Raw genomic sequence first — 2,209 nt, 5'->3', positions numbered from 1 at the left:
TAATGGGCGAACAGCCCAACCCTTGGAACCAACTTCAGCTCCAGGATGCGATGAGCCGACATCGAGGTGCCAAACCTCCCCGTCGATGTGGACTCTTGGGGGAGATAAGCCTGTTATCCCCAGGGTAGCTTTTGTCCGTTGAGCGATGGCCTTTCCATACAGTACCACCGGATCACTAAGCCCGACTTTCGTCCCTGCTCGACCTGTCTGTCTCGCAGTCAAGCTCCCTTCTGCCTTTACACTCTGTGAATGATTTCCAACCATTCTGAGGGAACCTTTGGGCGCCTCCGTTACTTTTTAGGAGGCGACCGCCCCAGTCAAACTGCCTGCCTGACACTGTCTCCCGCCACGCTTAGTGGCGCGGGTTAGAGTGGCCGCACTGCAAGGGTAGTATCCCACCAATGCCTCCACCGAGACTAGCGTCCCGGTTTCTACGGCTCCTACCTATCCTGTACATGCGGTACAGACACTCAATATCAAGCTACAGTAAAGCTCCATGGGGTCTTTCCGTCCTGTCGCGGGTAACCCGCATCTTCACGGGTAATATAATTTCACCGAGTCCCTCGTTGAGACAGTGCCCAAATCATTACACCTTTCGTGCGGGTCGGAACTTACCCGACAAGGAATTTCGCTACCTTAGGACCGTTATAGTTACGGCCGCCGTTTACTGGGGCTTCAATTCTCTGCTTCGCTTACGCTAACAGATCCTCTTAACCTTCCAGCACCGGGCAGGTGTCAGCCCCTATACGTCATCTTTCGATTTAGCAGAGACCTGTGTTTTTGATAAACAGTTGTTTGGGCCTATTCACTGCGGCTGACCTTGCGGTCAGCACCCCTTCTTCCGAAGTTACGGGGTTATTTTGCCGAGTTCCTTAACGAGGGTTCTCTCGCGCGCCTGAGGATACTCTCCTCGACTACCTGTGTCGGTTTGCGGTACGGGCACCGCGTTACTCACTAGAAGCTTTTCTCGGCAGTGTGACGTCAGGTACTTCGCTACTTAATTTCGCTCCCCATCACAGCTTGTCCTTAACGGGAATAAGCATTTCACTCACTCCCAGACTTGCTGCTTGGCCACGCTCGTCCAGCGGCGTGGTTACCTTAGCCTCCTGCGTCCCTCCATCGTTCAAACATAACGCGCTGGTACAGGAATCTCCACCTGTTTGCCATCGACTACGCCTTTCGGCCTCGTCTTAGGTCCCGACTAACCCTGGGCGGACGAACCTTCCCCAGGAAACCTTAGTCTTACGGCGGACAGGATTCTCACCTGTCTTTTCGTTACTCATGCCGGCATTCTCACTTCTAAGCGCTCCAGCAGTCCTTACGATCTGCCTTCACCGCCCTTAGAACGCTCTCCTATCGCACGACCTTACGGTCGCACCCACAGTTTCGGTACCATGCTTAGCCCCGGTACATTTTCGGCGCAGAGTCACTCGACTAGTGAGCTATTACGCACTCTTTAAATGGTGGCTGCTTCTGAGCCAACATCCTAGTTGTCTGTGCAACTTCACATCCTTTTCCACTTAGCATGGATTTAGGGACCTTAACTGGTGATCTGGGCTGTTCCCCTTTCGACTACGGATCTTATCACTCGCAGTCTGACTCCCGGAAACAAATATCTGGCATTCGGAGTTTATCTGCATTCAGTATCCCGAGACGGGACCATCATCCAAACAGTGCTCTACCTCCAGTATCCGCTTTTCCGAGGCTAGCCCTAAAGCTATTTCGGAGAGAACCAGCTATCTCCAAGTTCGATTGGAATTTCACCGCTACCCACAACTCATCCCCTCATTTTTCAACATAAGTGGGTTCGGTCCTCCAGTGCGTTTTACCGCACCTTCAACCTGGTCATGGGTAGGTCACTTGGTTTCGGGTCTACATCAACTAACTCACTCGCCCTATTCAGACTCGCTTTCGCTCCGGCTCCGACTTTTTCGTCTTAACCTCGCTAGCTAACGTAACTCGCCGGTTCATTCTACAAAAGGCACGCCATCACCCATTAACGGGCTTTGACTACTTGTAGGCACACGGTTTCAGGAACTGTTTCACTCCCCTTCCGGGGTGCTTTTCACCTTTCCCTCACGGTACTGGTTCACTATCGGTCACTAGGGAGTATTTAGCCTTGGGAGATGGTCCTCCCGGATTCCGACGACGTTTCACGTGTGTCGCCGTACTCAGGATCCTGAACTGAGGGTGCTGGATTTCACCTACG

At 52.7% G+C, this 2,209-nt stretch carries 1 rRNA gene; it reads right to left on the bottom strand.

The window, feature by feature from the left end:
* Positions 1-2,209: ribosomal RNA gene (locus FD09_RS15380) — 23S ribosomal RNA — on the bottom strand; the annotation flags it as partial.

This window comes from Schleiferilactobacillus perolens DSM 12744 (assembly GCF_001435585.1).
Lineage (GTDB): Bacteria > Bacillota > Bacilli > Lactobacillales > Lactobacillaceae > Schleiferilactobacillus > Schleiferilactobacillus perolens.
This window is presented reverse-complemented; position numbering and strand designations above follow the sequence as displayed.